15 protein-coding genes are annotated in these 17,998 nt (G+C 57.9%); 9 read left to right on the top strand and 6 right to left on the bottom strand.

All coding sequences use genetic code 11. The annotated features are described in order from the left end of the window. The first annotated feature begins 61 nt into the window (after positions 1 to 61). The 3 genes from AB5Y82_RS18165 to cdd all read left to right on the top strand — a co-directional run bounded on the left by AB5Y82_RS18165 (position 62) and on the right by cdd (position 2,171). Complete coding sequence (locus AB5Y82_RS18165; protein WP_005333279.1) at positions 62 to 418, top strand: CidA/LrgA family protein; 357 nt, start codon at positions 62 to 64, stop codon at positions 416 to 418. Further along, positions 415 to 1,101, top strand: coding sequence for an LrgB family protein (locus AB5Y82_RS18170; RefSeq protein WP_104014718.1), 687 nt, complete (start codon positions 415 to 417; stop codon positions 1,099 to 1,101). The genes AB5Y82_RS18165 and AB5Y82_RS18170 overlap by 4 nt, the downstream gene beginning before the upstream one ends. Positions 1,102 to 1,286: 185 nt before the next feature. After that, a complete protein-coding gene (gene cdd, locus AB5Y82_RS18175; RefSeq protein WP_111899976.1) occupies positions 1,287 to 2,171 on the top strand; it encodes a cytidine deaminase in 885 nt (294 codons plus the stop codon). Positions 2,172 to 2,304: 133 nt separating this feature from the next. Here cdd and AB5Y82_RS18180 read toward each other — a convergent pair whose 3' ends face one another. Beyond that, positions 2,305 to 3,690 (bottom strand): tryptophanase, encoded by a 1,386-nt coding sequence (locus tag AB5Y82_RS18180; RefSeq protein WP_111899977.1) that lies wholly within the window; start codon positions 3,688 to 3,690, stop codon positions 2,305 to 2,307. Positions 3,691 to 4,149: 459 nt separating this feature from the next. On the opposite strand from AB5Y82_RS18180, the gene AB5Y82_RS18185 reads away from it, so the two are divergent. The 4 genes from AB5Y82_RS18185 to asd all read left to right on the top strand — a co-directional run bounded on the left by AB5Y82_RS18185 (position 4,150) and on the right by asd (position 8,771). After that, a complete protein-coding gene (locus AB5Y82_RS18185; RefSeq protein ID WP_111899978.1) occupies positions 4,150 to 4,314 on the top strand; it encodes a DUF2256 domain-containing protein in 165 nt (54 codons plus the stop codon). Next, complete coding sequence (locus AB5Y82_RS18190) at positions 4,314 to 5,834, top strand: cryptochrome/photolyase family protein (RefSeq protein WP_111899979.1); 1,521 nt, start codon at positions 4,314 to 4,316, stop codon at positions 5,832 to 5,834. Before AB5Y82_RS18185 ends, AB5Y82_RS18190 begins: the two co-directional genes overlap by 1 nt. 155 nt (positions 5,835 to 5,989) lie before the next feature. Then, entirely contained in the window at positions 5,990 to 7,297 is a 1,308-nt protein-coding gene (locus AB5Y82_RS18195; RefSeq protein WP_368174356.1) for a D-amino acid dehydrogenase, read from the top strand. Positions 7,298 to 7,658: 361 nt separating this feature from the next. Further along, on the top strand, positions 7,659 to 8,771 hold the full coding sequence (gene asd, locus AB5Y82_RS18200) for an aspartate-semialdehyde dehydrogenase (RefSeq protein ID WP_005345266.1): 1,113 nt from the start codon (positions 7,659 to 7,661) through the stop codon (positions 8,769 to 8,771). 101 nt (positions 8,772 to 8,872) lie between these two features. Here the strand turns inward: asd and fdhD are convergent, their stop codons facing one another. From fdhD to AB5Y82_RS18225, 5 genes are all read right to left on the bottom strand, one after another. Next, positions 8,873 to 9,706: a formate dehydrogenase accessory sulfurtransferase FdhD gene (gene fdhD, locus AB5Y82_RS18205; RefSeq protein WP_111899981.1), complete on the bottom strand. Its 834-nt coding sequence runs from the start codon at positions 9,704 to 9,706 to the stop codon at positions 8,873 to 8,875. Continuing rightward, entirely contained in the window at positions 9,703 to 11,835 is a 2,133-nt protein-coding gene (locus tag AB5Y82_RS18210) for a sigma 54-interacting transcriptional regulator (protein WP_368174342.1), read from the bottom strand. Before AB5Y82_RS18210 ends, fdhD begins: the two co-directional genes overlap by 4 nt. 417 nt (positions 11,836 to 12,252) lie before the next feature. Next, a complete protein-coding gene (locus AB5Y82_RS18215) occupies positions 12,253 to 12,495 on the bottom strand; it encodes a hypothetical protein (protein WP_225315460.1) in 243 nt (80 codons plus the stop codon). Positions 12,496 to 12,748: 253 nt separating this feature from the next. Continuing rightward, on the bottom strand, positions 12,749 to 14,893 hold the full coding sequence (gene fdhF, locus AB5Y82_RS18220) for a formate dehydrogenase subunit alpha (protein WP_368174343.1): 2,145 nt from the start codon (positions 14,891 to 14,893) through the stop codon (positions 12,749 to 12,751). 46 nt (positions 14,894 to 14,939) lie between these two features. After that, positions 14,940 to 15,539 (bottom strand): 4Fe-4S dicluster domain-containing protein, encoded by a 600-nt coding sequence (locus AB5Y82_RS18225; RefSeq protein ID WP_047435276.1) that lies wholly within the window; start codon positions 15,537 to 15,539, stop codon positions 14,940 to 14,942. 701 nt (positions 15,540 to 16,240) lie between these two features. Here AB5Y82_RS18225 and AB5Y82_RS18230 point away from each other — a divergent pair. Further along, on the top strand, positions 16,241 to 16,831 hold the full coding sequence (locus tag AB5Y82_RS18230; RefSeq protein WP_368174344.1) for a hypothetical protein: 591 nt from the start codon (positions 16,241 to 16,243) through the stop codon (positions 16,829 to 16,831). Further along, a complete protein-coding gene (locus AB5Y82_RS18235) occupies positions 16,831 to 17,883 on the top strand; it encodes a DGQHR domain-containing protein (RefSeq protein ID WP_368174345.1) in 1,053 nt (350 codons plus the stop codon). Before AB5Y82_RS18230 ends, AB5Y82_RS18235 begins: the two co-directional genes overlap by 1 nt. Positions 17,884 to 17,998: the final 115 nt, after the last annotated feature.

The raw sequence follows: 17,998 nt of genomic DNA on the forward strand, positions 1-17,998 counted from the left end.
AATGCCGCGACCCGGCCTCTCTGGTAAACTGCGATTTTTCTTCCCAGTCGATGAGGTTCACGTGATCGCGCAACGCGCCTTGCTGTACTTTCGTGACTTTATGGTCATCGTCGCCTGCCTGCTGGCAGGCAAATCCGTGGCAGCCATCCTGCCTTTCGCCTTTCCCGGCAGCATCATCGGCATGCTGCTGCTGTTTGTGCTGCTCTCCCTGCAACTGATCAAGCTGCACTGGGTCGAGCTGGGGGCAGGCTTGCTGCTGCGCCACATGGGCGTTTTGTTCGTGCCGGTTGCGGTCGGACTTGTGGCCTGGCTTGAGCCCCTGCGCCAGTCCTTCGGCGTCATCATGCTCTGCATCGTGCTCGGGATCGTGCTGATCCTCGCCACCGTCGGTCGGCTCTACCAGAGGATGAACAAATGATCTTCTGGCTCGCAATTCCCCTGACCCTGGCGCTCTATTTCGCCACCCGCGCCCTCTATCGACGCCTGCCCTGGCCCATCATCAATCCGGTGCTGGTGCCGACCGCGGTGATCATTGGCCTGCTGCTCTGGCTCGATCTGCCCCTTGAGCAGTACGAGCGCGGCAGCAGCCCCATTACCATGCTGCTGGAGCCCGCCGTGGTGGCGCTGGCGCTGCCGCTCTATCAGCAGGCGCGCCAGATCCAGGCCAAGCTCAAGCCCATCCTAATCTGTACCCTCGCCTCCGTCTTGATCTCGGTGTGCACAACCCTGCTGATCGGTCATTTTATGGGCACAGATCCGGCGCTGCTTGCCTCATTGGCGACCAAATCCATCACCACCCCGCTCGCCATGAGCGTCAGCCAGTCCATCGGCGGCATTCCCGCCATTGCGGCCGCAGTGGTGGTGGTGGTAGGGATTGTCGGTGCCCTGATCGGCTACCCGCTGCTCAAACTGTTCAAAGTGACCGACCCGGAAGCGCAAGGGCTCGCCATGGGGGCCTGTGCCCACGCCATCGGCACCGCCACCTCCGCCGAGAAGGGGATCACCCAGGGCGCCTTTGCATCGCTCGCCATGGTGGTGTGCGGTATCCTCACCGCTGCCGTCGCGCCCCTCCTTTTTGCCATCTATCACTGGCTCACCTGACCGATGATTAACCACCCCGACGGCTCTGCAGCGCTGTCGGGGTGCGACCTGCCGCACAATTTGCACAAGACAAACGTTTCCATTACCATCCCCCTCCGTTTGCCCGTCAGGGCGTGAGCCTGCTCACACATTTACCCGAGCTTGCTCCCTACAATGGCCGCCCAATTGGCCTTTGAGGACACACTATGCATCCCCGTTTTGCCAAGCCATTCGATACCCTCTCTGCCCCGCTCAAAACAGCCGTGCAGCCCATGCTGGATAGTGCCGACTTCAACGCCCGCTTCACGCCGGAGCAAGTCGCCACCCTGAAAGCCGCCACAGGTCTCGATGATCGCGCCCTGCGCCTCGCCCTGTTGCCGCTGGCTGCTGCCTGCTCGGTGGCACCCATCTCCAAGTTTTACGTCGGTGCCATCGCCTGCGGCCTGAGCGGCAGCTGGTACTTCGGCGCCAATATGGAGTTCGCGGGACAAGGTCTGTTCCACTCGGTGCACGCCGAGCAGTCCGCCATCTCCAACGCCTGGCTGGGTGGCGAGACCGGGATCTCTGAAATCACCGTCAACTACACCCCCTGCGGCCACTGCCGTCAGTTCATGAACGAGCTGAGCACCGCCAAGATCCTGAAAGTCTCTCTGCCCGATGACCTGAGTGCCCTGCAATCCTTCCTGCCCCACTCGTTTGGCCCGGCAGATCTCGACATCACGGATGCGCTGATGAGCCCGCAGGATCACGCAGAGCTTCAGCTTCAAAGCGAAGACCCGCTGTGGCAAGCCGCGCTGGCCGCCGCCCGTCAAAGCTACGCCCCCTACAGTCAGGGCTATGCTGCAGTGGCGCTGCAATTTGCCGATGGCCGCATCTTCTCTGGCCGCTACGCCGAGAACGCCGCCTTCAACCCCAGCCTGCCACCGATGCAGATGGCCTGCGCCCATGCGGTGCTTAACGGCGAAGATCTCGCCACCATCCGCCGCGCCGTACTGCTGGAGAATAAAAACGGCCAGATCAGCCAGCGTGACTCCGCCCAGTCCACCCTCAAGGCGCTGGGCTCGGTCGAGCTGGAGTATCAAGCGGTCTGATCCCGGCCTTGCTTCGATAAACGAAAGCCCCCGCACCTTGGTGCGGGGGCTTTTTACTTGGCTGTTTAACCGGGAACTGCTCTTGGTCTTCACAGCTTGGCGCAGTTGATCACCCCGTCTGACCGATTGCTGATCAGACAGGCTTGAGCCGCGCGGTGAAGTGACGCAGCAGCGGCGGCTCGTAGTCAAAGGTGAGCCCGCGAATGTCGCTAGCCCGCGCTTTCACCGCGATCAGGCAGTCGGCCACATAGTCCATATGATCCCGGGTGTAGACCCGACGTGGAATGGTGAGACGCAACAGCTCAAAATCCGCCGCCTCCTGCTTGCCGGTAGCGGGATCGCGCCCCAGCAGCAGGGAGCCTATCTCCACCCCGCGCACGCCCCCTTCCAGATAGAGCTCGCAGGCAAGCGCATGGGCCGGGAACTGCTCGGCCGGAATATGGGGCAGCAGCTTCTTGGCATCCACAAACACCGCATGGCCGCCGGTGGGGGTCTGAATGGGGATACCCGCCTCGGCCAGCCGCTCGCCGAGATAGGCCACCTGACTGATACGATAGGTGAGATACTCCTCATCCATCCCCTCGCGCAGACCGATGGCGAGCGCCGCCATGTCCCGTCCGGCGAGGCCGCCATAGGTGACAAACCCCTCCATTGCCACGCAGCGCACCTGCACCGCGCGGAACAGGTCGAGATCTTCCTTGAAGCAACAGAGCCCGCCGATATTGACCAGCCCGTCCTTCTTGGCCGACATGGTGAAGATGTCCCCCAGCGCGAACATCTGGCGCACTATCTCCTTGATACTGCACTTGGCATAGGCTGGATCCCGCTCCTTGATAAACCAGGCGTTCTCGGCAAAGCGGGCAGCATCGATCACCACCGGAATATGGTGGCGACGGGCCAGCGCCGAGACCGCCTCCATATTGGCCATGGAAACCGGCTGGCCGCCGGCGCTGTTGCAGGTGACCGTGATGATGACACCGGCCACGTTGTCGGCCCCCAGGGTCTCGATGGTGTCGCTCAGGCGAGGGAGATCAAAATCCCCCTTCCAGGCATAAGGTGCCGTGGTGTCGAGGGCCTTCGGGGTGAGCAGGTTGATGGCCCGCGCGCCAGCCAACTCTACGTGGGCCTTGGTGGTGTCAAAGTGGTAGTTGGAGATAAACACCGGCGCCTTGCCCTTGCAGCGCTTGACCAGCTCGGGGAAGAGGATCTGCTCGGCCCCGCGCCCCTGGTGGGTGGGCATCACATGCTGGTAACCAAAAATGTCGCGCACCGTGCGCTCCAGCTCGACGAAGTTGCGGCTGCCCGCATAGGCCTCATCCCCCATCATGATGCCGGCCCACTGGCGATCGGACATGGCACCTGTGCCACTGTCGGTCAGCAGATCGATGTAGACATCCTCGGCCAGCAGCAGGAAGGGATTCCAGCCAGCGGCCTCGAGGGCGGCGCGGCGCTCGGCGCCAGTGGTCTGTTTGATGGGCTCGACCATCTTGATACGAAACGGCTCGGGTATACGACGCATATAAGACTCCTCACCGGCACAAGGCCAGTGTGTTTGAAATTGGAATTGGCAAAGAGGCCGGGGCGATCAGGGTCGTCCGGCTGACAAATTCAAACGGCGGGTGCCGCCAATCAGCGGTGAGGAAAGTCGAAGGTGAGAATGGGATCCCGAGTATACCAGTGGGCAAGCAGGCAAGCTGCCCGGGGCGTAGCTGTCATGATTGGCATCACTCCCCTCCATATCGTTGTAGACAGTCGGTGGCCAATAAGATCCGTTGATGAATGCTGCCAACAGGCAGCCTCGCCACGTTAACGGCTGGTTAATTTGCAAACAAGAGATGCTCTGACAGGCTGTGCGCCCGCTCACAAAGTGCGCATCTGCGCGGCAAACTGGCAGTGAGGTTGATCCGTCCACGCCCCCGGTTCGTTATTCTCCCTACCCACACGCCACATCCCCCATCAGCCAGGGCCGGAAGCCATCATGCATCGCAAACCCCATCTGCCCGAGAAGATCTGCCCCGTCTGCCAACGCCCCTTCAGCTGGCGGCGCAAGTGGGCGCGCAGTTGGGAGGCGGTTCGCTACTGCAGCGAGCGCTGTCGACACGCTCGTCACTGCAGCTGCCAACATAACGGGGAGCCAGTGTGATGGAGCTGCGCCTGATTCTCGGCGATCAGCTGAACGCCGGTCACAGCTGGTTTCGCACCCCGGATCCGGCGGTCTGCTACCTGATGGCGGAGCTGCGCCAAGAGACCGACTACTGCCGCCACCACCGCCAGAAGGTGCTGTCCTTCTTTGCCGCCATGCGCGCCTTAGCGGCGGCCCTTGGCAAGGCGGGCCACCGCGTCTGTTACCTGACCCTTGATGAGAGCACCCACTGGCCCGATTTGCCCGGCTTGCTGGAGGCTCAGCTCGAAGCACATCAGGCCGACAGCTTCGCCTGGCAGAGCCCGGACGAGTGGCGCCTCGCCAACCAGTTGAAAAGCTGGGCGGCTGGTCTTGCCATCCCTGCCACCGAGGTGAATAGCGAACATTTTCTCACCCCCCGCGATGGCTGGCAGCGCTACCCCCACAGCCGGATGGAATTCTTCTACCGCGCCCTGCGCAAGCAATACCAAGTGCTGCTCGATGAGCGCGGCCAACCCCTTGGCGGGCGCTGGAATTTTGATGACGAGAACCGCGCCAAACTGCCGGCTAGCCAGCCAATCCCGACGCCCCTCACCTTTGCCAACGAGGTAAGCGAGATTGATGCCATGCTGACCCGCCACGGGGTCAGCACCATCGGCGAGGCGGATGCCAGCCAACTGCCGTGGCCTATCACAAGACGCCAGAGTCGTGAGCTACTCGCCCATTTTCTCACCCACTGCCTGCCCCACTTTGGCCGCTATCAGGATGCCCTGAGCGAGCGGGGCTGGAGCCTGTTTCACAGCCGACTGTCGTTTTCCCTCAACAGCAAGATGCTCCATCCGCTTGAGGTGATCCGCGCCGCCGAAGCCCACTGGCAGGCCAATCAGGCCACCATCACGTTGGCGCAGGTGGAGGGGTTTATTCGCCAGATCCTCGGCTGGCGCGAGTTTGTCCGTGCCCTCTATTGGGAGAAGATGCCCGACTATCAGCGCACCAATTTTCTCGGTGCCAACCGGCCGCTGCCCGGCTTTTTCTGGAGCGGTGAAACAGACATGGCCTGCGTGCGCCACGCCATTCATCAGTCCCTCGAGCACGCTTACGCCCACCATATCCAGCGGCTGATGGTGACCGGCAACTTTGCCCTGCTGGCGGGGATCCATCCTGACGAGCTGGATCAGTGGTATCTCGGCATCTATGTGGATGCCATCGAGTGGGTCGAGCTGCCCAACACCCGCGGTATGAGCCAGTTTGCCGATGGCGGTCTGATGGGAAGCAAGCCCTACGCCAGCAGCGGCGTCTATCTCGAGCGGATGGGCCACTACTGCAAGGGATGCTACTATCAGGTGAAAGCCCGCCAGGGCGACGGAAGTTGCCCCTTTAACAGCCTCTACTGGCACTTTCTCTGGCGCAATCGGGACAAACTGGGCGGCAATCCCCGCCTTACCCTCCCCTATGCCAACTGGGATGGCCAACCGGCAGCGCAGCAGCAGGCCATTCTGGCAACGGCGGAGCACTATCTGATCCATCTTGAGCTGCTGTAAGCGGACCGTGTTCCCTGACACATGCCCTGACAACAGCGCAGCGATTTACGCTGGCAATCAGGCTCACCATCGCACCAAACACCAGCTTGTGACAGGCAAGCAGACGGAGATCCCAATCCTGCGCAGAGCAGTTGAATATCCTGTGGCGGCTGATTATGGTGGTGGCCACATCAGGAGATCAGTCAAGGAAAGACGATATGGAGATAGTGGTTCTCGGTGGCGGCGTGATCGGGGTAACCAGCGCCTGGTATCTGGCCAAAGCGGGTCACAAAGTAACCCTGCTGGAGCGACAAGGTGGCGTCGCCCTTGAAACCAGCCATGCCAACGCCGGGCAGATATCCCCGGGTTATGCGGCCCCCTGGGCGGCCCCCGGCATTCCCCTCAAGGCCGCCAAATGGATGCTGCAAAAGCATGCCCCCTTCACCGTGCGCCCCACTGCCGACCCCTTCCAGCTGCGCTGGATGCTCAGAATGCTCGCCAACTGCACCCCGACCGCCTACGCCACCAACACGGGGCGCATGGTGCGTCTGGCCGAATACAGCCGCGACTGCATGAAGCGGCTGCGCGACGAGCTGAGCATCGATTACGAAGGGCGCCAGCTCGGCACCCTGCAGCTGTTTCGCAGCCAATCCCAGCTCGATGCCAGTCAGCGCGATATCGAGGTGCTGGAGGAGTATGGCGTCCCTTACCAGTCGCTGGATGCCAGCGGCTGCGAGGCGGCAGAGCCTGCGCTGGCGCGGGTGCGCGGCAAAATCGTCGGCGGCTTGCGTCTGCCCGGCGACGAGACCGGCGACTGCTTCCGCTTCACCAAGGCCCTTGCCCTTGAAGCCGAGAAGCTCGGGGTCAAGTTCGTCTTCAACTGCGACATCGACGAGATTGAGCAAGCCCGCGGCCGCGCCGTGGCGGTACGGGCGGGCGAGCAGCGCTATCGCGCCGATGCCATCGTCTGTGCGCTCGGCAGTTATGCCACCGGTTTTCTGCGGCCGCTGCTGCGCCCGCTCGGGCTGGAGCTGCCGGTCTATCCGGTCAAGGGCTACTCCCTCACCCTGCCGATGATCAATGCCGAGGCCGCCCCGCGCAGCACCGTGCTGGACGAGACCTACAAGGTGGCCATCACCCGTTTTGACGAGCGGATCCGGGTCGGCGGTATGGCGGAACTGTCGGGCTACAACCTCGCCTTGAATCCGAGGCGCCACGACACCCTGGCGATGGTGGTCGGCGATCTCTTCCCCGAGGGGGGCGATATCAGCCAAGCCGAGTTCTGGACCGGCCTGCGCCCCATGACGCCGGACGGCACCCCGCTGGTGGGGCCAAGCCCCATTCCCGGTCTCTGGCTCAATACCGGCCACGGCACATTGGGCTGGACCATGGCGGCCGGCTCGGGTCAGCTGTTGTGCGATCTGATCAACGGCAGCGAGCCCGCCATCAGCGATGAGGGGTTGACCCTCGCCCGTTACGGCTAGACGCTCACACAGTCAGGCTGTTTCACACGCCAACTGCGCCCTCAGACAACAGCAGAGGACGTTCTCAACCGCTTTATTGACAGGCCACCGCCATAAACGGTGGCCTTTTCGTCTGATGTTGACCTTCTTCCTCCCCATCTGCCTGAGCGGTGCTCTGGCTGCCGGTTAATGCAGCAAACGGCACAGAATATTGCGCAATTCGACTTGCGCAAGCCGCCACAATCCGTAATGTGGATAGACGCATTTTTCGCAGCGCATATTTTTTAAATGGCCTGTAAACCGCTTGTAAACAGGCGTCGCCAGACAAGGGGTTACGGGTGTCACCGCGAGTTTCTTTAGCAGCAATCCAGGGTAGGACATTATGAAAAAAGTAGGTTTGGTCGGTTGGCGTGGCATGGTGGGATCGGTTCTGATGAGCCGGATGCAGGAAGAGCAGGATTTCGCCCATATTCAACCCACATTCTTCACCACCTCCCAGGCCGGTGAGGCCGCTCCCAACTTCGGCGTCGATGCCGGTACTCTGCAGGACGCCTTCGATATCGAGGCGCTGGCCAAGCAGGATATCATCATCACCGCGCAAGGCGGCGACTACACCAAGGATGTCTATCCGCGCCTGAAAGCCGCTGGCTGGCAGGGTTACTGGATTGACGCAGCCTCCTCCCTGCGGATGGAGAAAGACGCCGTCATCATTCTCGATCCGGTCAACGGCGACGTCATCGAGCAGGCCCTGAACGATGGCATCAAGACCTTCGTCGGCGGCAACTGCACCGTCAGCCTGATGCTGCTGGCCCTCGGTGGCCTGTTCAAGGCCGATCTGGTGGAGTGGGTGAGCGTGGCCACCTATCAGGCGGCCTCCGGTGGCGGTGCCCGCCATATGCGCGAGCTGGTCACCCAGATGGGGATGCTGCGTGACGAAGTGGCGGTCGAGCTGGCGGATCCCGCCTCCGCCATTCTCGACATCGAGCGCAAGATCACCGAGAAGACCCGCTCCGGCACCCTGCCGGTAGACAACTTCGGCGTACCGCTGGCCGGTGGCCTTATCCCCTGGATCGACACCAAGCTCGACAACGGCCAGAGCCGTGAAGAGTGGAAGGGTCAGGCCGAGACCAACAAGATTTTGGGTATCGAGAACGCCGTCATTCCGGTGGATGGTCTGTGCGTGCGGATCGGTGCCCTGCGCTGCCACAGCCAGGCCTTTACCATCAAGCTGAAAAAGGATGTGCCGCTGGCGGAGATTGAAGCCCTGCTGGCTGCCCACAACGACTGGGTGAAAGTGATCCCCAACGATCGCGATATCACCGCCCGCGAGCTGACTCCGGCTGCCGTCACCGGCACCCTCAGCATTCCGGTGGGTCGTCTGCGCAAACTCAATATGGGCCCTGAGTATCTGGCCGCCTTTACCGTGGGTGACCAACTGCTGTGGGGCGCCGCCGAGCCGCTGCGCCGCATGCTGCGTATCCTGCTGGCGCGCTAAGCCGCCACAGCAGCAGATACAACAAGGGCGGGGAGTCACACTCCCCGCCCTTTTTTATTGCCTGTTTTCGTTACCCGTTTAGCGGGTTCGCAGCCTTGCTGTCACTTAAGCAGGATTCGCTGGCAACCGCTGTAGATCTCGGCCCGCCCGGGGCGGCAAAAACCTACCAGGGTCAGCCCGGTCTGCTCGGCCCGCTCGACCGCAAGCTCGGTAGCAGCCGAGATGGCGAGCAAGATCTCGACCCCGGCGCTGGCGCACTTTTGCACCATCTCGAAACTGGCGCGGCTGGTCACCAGAATGGCACCATCGCGCCGACCCGTGCGGCACAGATGGCCTACCAGCTTGTCCAGCGCAATATGGCGTCCCACATCCTCGCGGATGGCGAGAATGTTGCCCTCACCATCCAGATGCACTGCCGCATGGGTAGCGCCGGTGCGCTGACCCAGCAGCTGGAGCGGGCGCAGCGCGCTCAGCACCTTGTCGATATGCCCTACCGCCAGACGCTGGCTGTCGGGCAAGCTTGGTTGGGTGCGGATCACCTGCTCCAGACTCTCGCTGCCACAGATGCCGCAACCGGTGCGCCCCGCCATGGTGCGCCGCTTCTCTTTGAGGCGATGGACGCAGCGATTGGCCAGGGTGATATGCAGCTCAATCCCCTGACAGCCGTCAATCTGCTCGATATCGTGGATATCGAGCAGGCTGTCGATGATCCCCTCGGATAGCGAGAAGCCGATAGCGAAATCCTCCAGATCGGAGGCGGAACACATCATCACGCTGTGGGCGATGCCGTTGTAGACCAGCGCCACCGGCGTCTCGGAGGGGAGCGCCATTTCGCTGTCGCAGGTCAGTGTATCGGCGCGGTAGTGCACCACCTCGCGATGGATGGCGCAGCGGGCCAGCTCGTTCTGCGCCTCAAGCTCCAGTGCCTCTCTCATGGTGCGACCCCATCTATGATCTCGGGATCTCTGGCCGAGATGCCGAGCCGCTTCATTTTCGAAAGCAAGGTGGTGCGCTTCATGCCGAGGCGGTTGGCCGCCCCCCGCTCGCCAGCGACGATGCCGTTGCAGTCGCGCAGGGCAGCGATGATCGCCTCGCGCTCATCGGTCGGCCCCTCCTCGGCAAAGAGCGGCGTGGCGGGCTCGTCATAGACCAGGGTCTCAATCTTGTGGTAGCCCTTGAGGGGCATCAGCTCATCGGCCGAGAGGTTGAGCACATGGCCGCGGGTCATCACCACGGCGCGCTCGATGACGTTCTCCAGCTCGCGGATATTGCCGTACCAAGGGAGTGACACCAGCATCTTCATGGCATCGGCGGGGATCGAGGTGATGGTGCGGCGCATCCGCTTGGCGATCTTCTTGATAAAGAAATTGACCAGCAGCGGAATATCCTCGCGGCGCTCCCGCAGCGGCGGCAGTTCGATGGGAAAGACGTTGAGGCGGTAGTAGAGATCGCTTCGAAAGCGCTTGTTCTTGACCATGGAGAGCAGATCGCAGTTGGTGGCGGCCACCAGCCGCACATCCACTGCGATGGGGTTGCTGTTGCCCACCCGCTCCAGCTCGTGCTCCTGTAATACCCGCAACAGTTTGGGCTGCAAGTCCAGCGGCATATCCCCCACTTCGTCGAGGAACAGGGTCCCCTTGTGGGCCCGCTCGAAGCGGCCAATCCGCTGGGTCAGGGCGCCGGTAAAGGCTCCCTTCTCGTGGCCAAAGAGGTCGCTCTCGATAAGGCCGGTGGGGATGGCGGCGCAGTTCACCTTCACCATCTCGTGGTCGTGGCGGGCACTCAGGGCGTGAATGGCTTGGGCGATCAGCTCCTTGCCGGTACCGGTCTCACCGAGGATCAGCACGGTACTGTCGCTCTCGGCCACCAGCCGCACCTTCTCCAGCACGTTCGCCATCACGGCGCTCTGGTAGATGATGTGGGGGAACTCCCCCTGCATCTGCGGCTCGTTGATGCGAATGGTCTTCTCTTTGGCGCCGTTGGTGTTGGAGATCTCCTGCTGGGCCTGCACGTTATTCATGGCTATGGCGGTGCGCGCCGCCACCTGCTCCAGCAAGGAGATATCGATATCGGCAAAGAAATCGGCATTGGGGTGGGAGAGGATCAACACCCCCAACAGGTTACCCCGATAGCGCAGCGGCAAAATGCAGGAGCTGTCGGCCTCGGGCGGCAGGATCTGGGAGGTAAAGCGGCAGCGATTGCTGCAGCCGTGGCCGTGTTCGCGATAGACGAAAAACGGCTCGCTGTGGCCAAGGGCACCCTGCAGGCACTTCTTTTCAAAACAGGAGTGATCGATGATGCCCGGCTGCTCGCTCTGGTGCTGATTGACCAGATAGCTCTTGAAGCTGTCGGAGGTGGCGTTGTACTCCGCCAGACACAAGCTGCTGATGCCAAAGTGGTGGTGCAGGATGGCAAACAGGCTCTTGGGCAGCTCGGCGATGCGCACCAGTTTGATCACCGCGTTGGTCACATCCACCAGAATTTTGCAGCTGTCGCGCTCAAGGCGCAGGGAGTTGGCCTGCTCCAGAGTGCGCTCCTTGTCGAGCACGTTCTCCAGCGCAATGGCGATAATGGCCGCCAGCTGGGTCAGCTTGGCGAGGGTCTCCATGGTGAAGCTGTCGAGCTGGGTGTTGATAAACTCGACCCCGCCCAGATGGCTGCGGGCGGTGGTGATGGGGAGCTGGCAGTAGGAGCGCAGCCCCCCGTAGACCCCTTCGCGATCCAGCGCCGGGCAGCGATTCTCAAAGCGGGCGGCAGCGAGAATGATGGCCTGTTCCGGGGTCTCTTTGGTAGGACGGGGGGAGAGGTGCAGCTCTGCCTTGGGGCAGACAAGATGCTTTGGGCCGGAATGTCCCATGAAATAGAAGATGGCCTCCTCGTCCGCACCCATGTTGAGGATCAGGTTGACCCGGGTCACGCCGCCGAAGCTGGCATCTATCTTGTTGAGTTTGTGGATAAAATCATCGAGCGTCACGGCCGACAGGAGGGATTTGGAGAGCAGGAGGAAACCGTCGTCCCAGATGGGAGAGATCTCGTCCAGGGGGATGGCACTCACATTTAGCATTGCGGCCTCACGTTATATCGATTTAGTCACCAGTCAGGCTGTCCATGCCATCGCATCACGACAAGCACCCGTCACCAAAATAAATAGCCGCAGCCCATAAAAGCGGCTGCCAATAAGAAAAGCGGTGACGAAAATTGTCGCATGTTGCAATTCCAGAGTTGTTATTAACGAACGACAACAAAAAGTAACATCGTTATCGGGGGATATATTGGAATGGCGACTCATCATAGATGAGCTCAAATTTCATTACAATCCGATTTAATATATCTGATGGCCATATTTAACCGGTTATTTCATCAGTTCTTGATCTCAATTAAGGCGCCCGAAAAGTGGGCCGCCGTCAACTGTCAGATCTGCCCTTTCCTCTTCGCTGGCTGCGGGTTTCAAGATGGCGTTTTCTGCCCATCCATCGGCAATTTACGAGGTAATGATCCGGCTGTGGCAGCACTTCAGGCCACCGAAGATAAAGAGGGCCGACAAGCTCTGGAAGGCCATCAGCAGCCAGCTGGCGTTGTCGGCAAGCTCAACCGAGACGCACTGGTGAGTGAGGTAGACCAGCAGGGTGATCACCCCCAGCAGCAGGCAGTTGATCAAGGTGGTGGAGATAAACCCGATCAGCCAGGCACTGGAAATACTCAAGGCGGAAAATACGCTGCCCATGGCAAGCCTTGCTGCCATAAAACAGCCGAAAAAACCGAAGCCGAGCAGAAATATCATCTCGTCGCGCCAAATATAGCAACCTATTCCCAGCAATATCGCCGCCAGATAGGTGCCAATATAGAAAATTCCGAATAAGCGACCAATTTCATGTTGCATCATTTATCCCCTGTTTTTGGGTAATAAAAGGGTGCCCGACTCGATAAATCCGAGTCGGGTTCCCTTATTTGTGCAGAACGTCCTTTTTTAGGGCGGGTCAGCCTTTGGCTGCGCTGCGCAATTTCGCCTTGAGCGCGCTGTATTCAGTCTGGACGTACACTTCCGCCTCAGGCTGATTGTCGATGCGCTCGATCTTCACCGCGCAGTACTTGTACTCCGGCGTGTGGGAGACGGGATCGACGTGCTCGATGGTGAGCTCGTTACAGGCCCCGATCCACCACTGGTAGGTCATATAGACCACCCCGGCGTTGACCCGGTCGTTGTAGTTGGCCCGGGTGATCACCTTGCCACGGCGCGACGAGATCCAGACCAGCGCCTGATCCTTCACTCCAAGCTTTTTGGCATCGCTCGGGTGGATCTGCACATAGCCGGGCTCATCGGCCAGGGTTTGCAGCGCCGAGCAGTTGCCGGTCATGGAGCGGCAGGAGTAGTGACCTACCTCGCGCACGGTGGAGAGCACCAGCGGGTACTCCGCACAGGGCTGCTCCAGCGGCGGCCGCCACTCGGAGGCGATCAGCTGACCCTTGCCGCTCGGGGTGGTGAACACGTTCCCCTCGAACAGAGTGCTGGTGCCCGGGTGATCCTCGGTCGGGCAAGGCCACTGCACGCTCTTGAGATCGGCCATCTTGTCGTAGCTGACCCCGGCGTAGAGCGGGCAGAGCGCACGCATCTCGTCCCAGATCTCTTCGGTGTTGTGGTACTCCATGGGATAACCCATGGCGGTCGCCATCAACGAGAAGATGGCCCAGTCCGGCTTCACGTTCTCGGGGGGCGTCACCGCCTTGTAGAAGCGCTGGAAGCCGCGATCTGCCGAGCTGTAGACCCCTTCGTGCTCGCCCCAGCTGGTGGCGGGCAGAATGACGTCGGCCATCTCGGCAGTCTGGGTCATGAAGATATCCTGCACGATCACCAGCTCCATCCCCGCCAAAGTGCGGCGGAACTGACCCAAGTCAGCCTCGGTCTGGGCCGGATCTTCACCGAAGATGTAGAAGGCCTTGCACTTGCCCTCCTCCACCTTGTGGCCAAGCTCCGTCAGGCGATAGCCGGGCTTTTGGGAGAGCGACGCCACGCCCCACGCCTTGGCGAACTTGGCGCTGATCTCGGGATCGGCCACCGACTGATAGCCCGGGAACTGGTGGGGCAGCATCCCCATGTCACAGGTGCCCTGCACGTTATTCTGACCGCGCACCGGCCCGCAACCGGTACCGCGGCGACCGAAGTTGCCGGTCAGCAGCGCCAGACCCGCGAGCCCCTTGACCACGTCCACCGCCTGACCGTACTGGGTCACCCCCATGCCCCACAGGATCATGGAAGCAGGCGACTCGGCATAGGTGCGAATGGCGGCGCGGATATCGGCAGCTTTGAGGCCGGTGATCCCCTCCACATATTCCGGGGTGTACTTGGCCACCGTCGCCTTGAAGGTCTCGAACCCTTCGGTGTAGTTGGCGACAAATGCCTTGTTGTAGAGCCCTTCATTGATCAACACGTTGGCGAAAGCGTTAACCAGCGCCATGTTGGAACCGTTTTTGAGCGGCAGCCACTGATCGGCGATACGGGCGGTCTCCACCATACGGGGATCACACACAATCACCTTGGCCCCGCTTGCCTTCGCCTTGAGGATATGGCGGGCGACGATGGGGTGAGAGTCAGCAGCGTTGTAACCAAACACCAGCAGGCACTTGGTCTCTTGAATTTCGGGAATGGCGTTGCTCATGGCGCCGTTACCTACAGTTGTCTCCAGACCGGAGACTGAGGGTGCGTGTCACACCCTCGCGCAGTGGTCGACGTTGTTCGTCCCAATCACCGCACGGGCAAATTTCTGCATCACATAGTTGGCTTCATTGCCGGGGCCACGGGCAGAGCCGGTGGTCATGATGGCGTCCGGGCCATATTTCGCCTTGATAGCAGAGAGACGGCTGCTGGCGAACTCGATCGCTTCATCCCAGGAGACTGCCTCGAACTTGCCACCGCGCTCGCGGCGGATCATCGGGCTCTTGAGACGGGGGGTCAGCAGGTTGGTGTCGTTCAAAAAATCCCAACCGTAATAGCCCTTGAGGCAGAGCTGCCCCTCGTTGGTCCGGCCGTTGGCGCCTTCGGCCCCCACCACCTTGTCGTTTTCAACCAGCAGGTTGATTTTGCAACCGGTGCCGCAATAGGGGCACACGGTAATGACTTTTTTCATGACTCACACTCTTGTTTGTTAACGAAAAACGGCTCGGCAAGCCCGCTCACACCCGCGCCGGCATCGCCAGCAGTGCCTCGGCACTGGCCAGCTGCTTCTGCCGGTTCAGGTTTTCAAGATGCTCCGGCGTGACCAGCCGCAGCGCCTGGGTCGGACACACCTCGACACAGGCCGGGCCCGCCTCGCGGTGACGGCAGAGATCGCACTTGAGCGCCTGCGCCTTGGTCTGCGGACGCTTGAAGAGCGAATCGGCAGCGGGTGCCACCTCTTTGAGCACCACCGCCATGGCGCCGTAAGGACAGGCCACCACGCAGGACTTGCAGCCGATGCAGCGCTCCTGCAACACCTTGACGCAACCATCCTCGCTGACGATGGCATTGTTGGGGCAGGCCATGGCGCACGGCTTGTCTTCACACTGGCGGCAGAGCACCGGCGTGGTCACCTTGCTGCCCACGATCACCTTCAGGCGCGGCTGAAAGTAGCTGTCCCTGGAGACCAGATGTCCATCCTCGATGGCAAGATGCAGGCCGCCCTCCCGCTCAAGGGTCCCGCTGCAAGACCCTGACTGATGTGAAACGGCGCAGGCCACCTCACAGGTACGACACCCAATACAGAGACTGGGATCTGCAATCACGAAGCTGTTCATAGAGAGGGATCCTAAATGGTTCGTTACACCGGGCCGCCCGCCGACAGGCAAAGAGGCGGCCAGCCCCCCACAAAGCATTTATCAGACCAAAAAGGGCCGAGGGCGCGATAAAAATTTACAACCAACTGAAAATAAAGGAGTAATCAGAAAAGAATACGTGCGACTTGCTGCCCCTGACGAGGGTGACGACGGGCTGGGAAGTGTGATCGACACGACAAAAGTGACGAGCTCGACACCGGCTGACCAACCCCTGCACCGCGTGATGAGCAGGGGATTAAACAACACCATCAAAAAGGATGCCGAGGCCGCTAGTTGTTTGGTTTTACTATCGCCCCAGCTCAGTAGCACCAAGCCAAACCGAACAAAATCCGGCCACATGCAGATCGAATTATTGATACCGAACCAATTTTAGGCTCCTGCCCCTTCACTTTTCTATCCCTCTGGTTAATATGTGCCACTTGGCAACCGGCTCTGTTAGAGCTTTTTCATGATGCGCTAGGTCGAAAGCAATACGAAGGCGGCAGACTGAAATAGGGATCAGAAGCAGGTGTATTGTTTACCAGTATATTGGGATACATATTTATTACATTCGGCTGATAGGAGTTCCCTTGCAAGAGGCAATAACAAAAAAAAGATGCGATTTATGCATTAAATTTAAAAACTGGATCGTTAAAACCCCTTTATATAGGTTGTTATTATGTATGCTAAAACCATTTAAATATATCATAGACCCTTTCAGAACAATAAAAAACTCTAAACTAGAGTTTTTTATTTGGTTTGTTTTTACTATTCTAGCTGGTCAATTAGGTATAGTAGCAAACATAATAATTCGCTACTTTTCATATTCTTTACCTGTATCTCAATCCATTTACCTAGATTCTATTTCAGGTAGTTTTTATACGTACGCGATAGCTATAGCAGCATCTGCATTAGGGCCTTTATTTGCTAATTTTATAAAAAATAAAAAACCAGAATTCACATCAATCAAGATTGTATCAATTATTTTTGTGATGTTTTTTCTTGTTCTCTCCGGTATCATTTACGCGGCAGTACAAATGAAATCATTATCATCAACACCAATTAATTTCAAACTGGTAATTGACTGGCCGCAACTCATCGTTTATATTCTATCAATTTTTATAGGTCTATATACATATTGTCTTTTAAATATTAAACTACCTGAATACCATCACTTAGATGATAATTATAACGAACAAGATGATGCTACAGTTAACGAAGTTGTTTTAGGTAGCAAAAAATTAATGCATGATGGATCAGGAGTGAAACTATAATGAAAGTAAAATATCTTTCAGTAAAACAGCCCATTGGCAACTTCTACCTAACTTCTATAGAAGCCTCCATTCTTGCAAAGTTTGCAGATGCAACTGAGCGTGGACAGGATCCTGACGCCGTTCAACGTGAACAATCAGCTAAAAGAATAAATGAAATTTCTGACTACTGCTCTGACACAGATGCAACATTTCCAACGCCTATCATTATAGCAGTTGATTTATCTGCTGATGTACGAATTGATGAAGACTATATTTATTTCGACGAGAACAGTATTATTGGCGATGTAATTGATGGGCAGCATCGACTCAAAGGGCTTATTAAATCGAACTATATTAGTGACTTTCAGCTTCCAGTTGTTTTTATGTTTGATCTGGAACCTTATCAAAAAGCATATGTTTTCTCTATCATAAATAGTAAACAAACAAGAGTGAACATGTCTTTGATTTACGATCTTTTTGCATTAAGTAAGACTAGGAGCCCATACAAAACTTGCCATGAAATAGCTCGTGCTTTAAACAAAGAACCTGATTCACCTTTTTTCCGCAGACTTAAAATGCTTGGAAAAAAAGAAAAAGATCAAAATGCTGCAACCTTGTCACAAGGTACGTTCATTAAATATTTGCTTGAACTAATTTCAAAAAATCCAGACAAGGATACTCGTGATATTAAACGAGATATTAGTTTAATTGACGATAACAACCTTCCTTTGAGAGGATATTTTATTTCAGAGGCAGACCCTGTTATACATAAAATAATCCTAAATCTATTCTTAGGATTAAGAGATGTTTTTAGAAAGGAATGGGAAGATCCTAGTGAGTATATTTTATCTAAATCAATTGGATTTGGAGCAATAATTAAAATATTCCCACACTTATATAAGGTCGGGGTTGCACAAAATGACTTGAGTAAGGATTTCTTTGCTTGTGAATTCGAGAAAATAAAGAAAAATTTATATCTTAATGGAAAGGAAATAACTTCTATTAATTATGGCTCTAATGAACAGGCTCGTGCACAACTTGCAACTGATCTATTGGAGGCATACAATTCATGATATTCAAAGCTTAGTACTTTTACACATAGTGTCGTAGCACATTAGTGTATATTCATTCATTAAGTATATATCCTGTTTTTTGATGATGGCTGCCATTATGGCAGCCATCCCTTTG

Source organism: Aeromonas sp. s13, from assembly GCF_040907905.1.
Lineage (GTDB): Bacteria > Pseudomonadota > Gammaproteobacteria > Enterobacterales > Aeromonadaceae > Aeromonas > Aeromonas veronii.

Bases quoted from the DNA above. Each gene is read 5' to 3' on its own strand.
- AB5Y82_RS18170 (WP_104014718.1), top strand. From the start codon at position 415: ATGATCTTCTGGCTCGCAATTCCCCTGACCCTGGCGCTCTATTTCGCC.
- cdd (WP_111899976.1), top strand. From the start codon at position 1,287: ATGCATCCCCGTTTTGCCAAGCCATTCGATACCCTCTCTGCCCCGCTC.
- AB5Y82_RS18180 (WP_111899977.1), bottom strand. From the start codon at position 3,690: ATGCGTCGTATACCCGAGCCGTTTCGTATCAAGATGGTCGAGCCCATC.
- AB5Y82_RS18185 (WP_111899978.1), top strand. From the start codon at position 4,150: ATGCATCGCAAACCCCATCTGCCCGAGAAGATCTGCCCCGTCTGCCAA.
- AB5Y82_RS18190 (WP_111899979.1), top strand. From the start codon at position 4,314: ATGGAGCTGCGCCTGATTCTCGGCGATCAGCTGAACGCCGGTCACAGC.
- AB5Y82_RS18195 (WP_368174356.1), top strand. From the start codon at position 5,990: ATGGTGGTGGCCACATCAGGAGATCAGTCAAGGAAAGACGATATGGAG.
- asd (WP_005345266.1), top strand. From the start codon at position 7,659: ATGAAAAAAGTAGGTTTGGTCGGTTGGCGTGGCATGGTGGGATCGGTT.
- fdhD (WP_111899981.1), bottom strand. From the start codon at position 9,706: ATGAGAGAGGCACTGGAGCTTGAGGCGCAGAACGAGCTGGCCCGCTGC.
- AB5Y82_RS18210 (WP_368174342.1), bottom strand. From the start codon at position 11,835: ATGCTAAATGTGAGTGCCATCCCCCTGGACGAGATCTCTCCCATCTGG.
- AB5Y82_RS18215 (WP_225315460.1), bottom strand. From the start codon at position 12,495: ATGGGCAGCGTATTTTCCGCCTTGAGTATTTCCAGTGCCTGGCTGATC.
- AB5Y82_RS18225 (WP_047435276.1), bottom strand. From the start codon at position 15,539: ATGAACAGCTTCGTGATTGCAGATCCCAGTCTCTGTATTGGGTGTCGT.
- AB5Y82_RS18230 (WP_368174344.1), top strand. From the start codon at position 16,241: ATGCTAAAACCATTTAAATATATCATAGACCCTTTCAGAACAATAAAA.
- AB5Y82_RS18235 (WP_368174345.1), top strand. From the start codon at position 16,831: ATGAAAGTAAAATATCTTTCAGTAAAACAGCCCATTGGCAACTTCTAC.